The organism is Eubacterium sp. BL-380-WT-2B (assembly GCF_009696115.1).
Classification (GTDB): domain Bacteria; phylum Bacillota; class Clostridia; order Eubacteriales; family Eubacteriaceae; genus Eubacterium; species Eubacterium callanderi.
The window spans coordinates 1-3,007 of record NZ_VUMP01000020.1; the positions used below are offsets into that span (position 1 = coordinate 1).

At 51.3% G+C, this 3,007-nt stretch carries 1 rRNA gene; it reads right to left on the bottom strand.

Annotated elements, in window-relative coordinates:
* Window positions 1–46 precede the first annotated feature (46 nt).
* Window positions 47–2,910, bottom strand: a 23S ribosomal RNA gene (locus tag FYJ53_RS20980).
* Window positions 2,911–3,007: the final 97 nt, after the last annotated feature.

The window sequence follows — 3,007 nt, forward strand, 5'->3', positions numbered from 1 at the left end:
GTCACTCAAAACAACATAAAGGAAAAGAGTGTTTCAAAAGTCTTGTTAGATCAAGACCTCGGCCGATTAGTACTGGTCAGCTCCATACATTGCTGCACTTCCACCTCCAGCCTATCTACCTGGTCGTCTTCCAGAGGCCTTACTTCTTTCGAATGAGATATCTTATCTTAAGGGGGGCTTCGTGCTTAGATGCCTTCAGCACTTATCCCTTCCAAACTTAGCTACCCAGCGATGCTCCTGGCGGAACAACTGGTGCACCAGCGGTTTGTCCATTCCGGTCCTCTCGTACTAGGAACAGCTCCTTTCAAATATCTTACGCCCACGACGGATAGGGACCGAACTGTCTCACGACGTTCTGAACCCAGCTCGCGTGCCTCTTTAATGGGCGAACAGCCCAACCCTTGGGACCTGCTTCAGCCCCAGGATGAGACGAGCCGACATCGAGGTGCCAAACCTCCCCGTCGATGTGGACTCTTGGGGGAGATAAGCCTGTTATCCCCGAGGTAGCTTTTATCCGTTGAGCGATGGCCCTTCCACTCGGAACCACCGGATCACTAAGCCCGACTTTCGTCTCTGCTCGAGATGTCTCTCTCGCAGTCAATCACCCTTCTGCCTTTGCACTCTTACAGATGGTTTCCAACCATCCTGAGGGTAACTTTGGGCGCCTCCGATACTTTTTAGGAGGCGACCGCCCCAGTCAAACTGCCCATCTGACACTGTCCGCTTGCCGGGTAACGGCAACGCGTTAGAATTCCAATATAACAAGAGTGGTATCCCAACAATGGCTCGGCACACACTGGCGTGCATGCTTCTCTGCCTCCCACCTATCCTGTACATGTTATATCAAAACTCAATGCCAGACTACAGTAAAGCTCTACGGGGTCTTTCCGTCCTGTCGCGGGTAACTCGCATCTTCACGAGTACTACAATTTCACCGGGTGTGTTGTCGAGACAGCGCTCAAATCGTTACGCCTTTCGTGCGGGTCAGAACTTACCTGACAAGGAATTTCGCTACCTTAGGACCGTTATAGTTACGGCCGCCGTTTACTGGGGCTTAAGTTCGCACCTTCGCTTACGCTAAGCACTCCCCTTAACCTTCCAGCACCGGGCAGGCGTCAGCCCCTATACGTCATCTTTCGATTTAGCAGAGACCTGTGTTTTTGCTAAACAGTCGCTTGAGCCTCTTCTCTGCGGCCCCCGAAGGGGCACTCCTTCTCCCGAAGTTACGGAGTCATTTTGCCGAGTTCCTTAACAACACTTCTCCCGCTCATCTTAGGATTCTCTCCTCGCCTACCTGTGTCGGTTTACGGTACGGGTACCTCGCAGCTCGATAGAAGCTTTTCTTGACAGCGTGAAATCGGCGACTTCCCTACTTATTTTTCGTTCCGCATCACAGCTTAGCCTTTTGCAATGGGGGATTTGCCTCCCGCTGCAGCCTTACTGCTTGCCCCGGCTCTTCCAACGGCCGGGTTCGCTTATCCTTCTGTGTCACTCCATTTCTCAAACGCTTTGAGGTAGTACTGGAATTTCAACCAGTTGTCCATCGCCTACGTCTTTTGACCTCGGCTTAGGCCCCGACTAACCCTGAGCGGACGAGCCTTCCTCAGGAAACCTTGGGCTTTCGATGGTGAAGATTCTCACTTCACTTTCGCTACTCATGCCAACATTCTCTCTTCTCTTAAGTCCACCATCCCTTACGAAATGGCTTCGCCCCTAAGAGATTGCTCCCCTACCACTGTACCTTGCGGTACAATCCATCGCTTCGGTGCCTGATTTTAGCCCCGTTCATTTTCGGCGCACCACCACTCGACCAGTGAGCTATTACGCACTCTTTAAATGTATGGCTGCTTCTAAGCCAACATCCTGGTTGTTTGTGCAGTGACACATCCTTTCCCACTTAATCAGTACTTGGGGACCTTAGCGGATGGTCTGGGCTGTTTCCCTTTTGACAATGAAACTTATCTCCCACTGTCTGACTGCCCTGTTAAAATGCACGGCATTCGGAGTTTGATATGGTTCGGTAAGCTTGACGCCCCCTACCCAATTCAGTGCTCTACCTCCGTCATTCATCACAGAACGCTAGCCCTAAAGCTATTTCGGGGAGAACCAGCTATCTCCGTGTTCGATTGGAATTTCACCCCTATCCACAACTCATCCAAGCCTTTTTCAACAGACACTGGTTCGGGCCTCCACTTGGTTTTACCCAAGCTTCACCCTGGTCATGGATAGATCACACGGTTTCGGGTCTACAGCATGCAACTATGGCGCCCTATTCAGACTCGCTTTCGCTTCGGCTCCGCACCTGAAGTGCTTAACCTCGCTACATACCGTAACTCGTTGGCCCGTTCTACAAAAAGCACACTGTCACTTGCGCTCCAGCTGCTTGTAAGCACAGGGTTTCAGTTTCTATTTCACTCCCCTCCCGGGGTTCTTTTCACCTTTCCCTCACGGTACTTTCCGCTATCGGTCACTGGGTAGTATTTAGCCTTGGGGGGTGGGCCCCCCATCTTCCCACAGGGTTTCACGTGTCCCGTGGTACTCGTCGAATCTCCTCATCTCGGCTTTTCGCATACGCGCGTCTTACGCTCTTTGCGGGGCCTTCCCATGCCCTTCTGCTAAACGGAAATGATTGTTGGATTCTGGGCTCTTCCTCGTTCGCTCGCCGCTACTTAAGGAATCGATGTTTCTTTCTTTTCCTCCGGGTACTAAGATGTTTCAGTTCCCCGGGTTCCCTCCGCTAAGCTATGGATTCACTTAACGGTGACGGCCCTTCTGACCGCCGGGTTTCCCCATTCGGACACCCACGTCTCAACGGATATGTGCTCCTAAACGTGGCTTTTCGCAGCTTGTCGCGTCCTTCTTCGGCTCCCAGTGCCAAGGCATTCACCCTGTGCTCTTTGTTTCTTGATCTCCACGAATGCTTTCGCATTTCGTTTTGTTTTTCTTTTGTTCTCTTTCTGAGCTCAAAAGAATGTTGTTTTTGAAATTGCATTTATTAAGAAGTTTT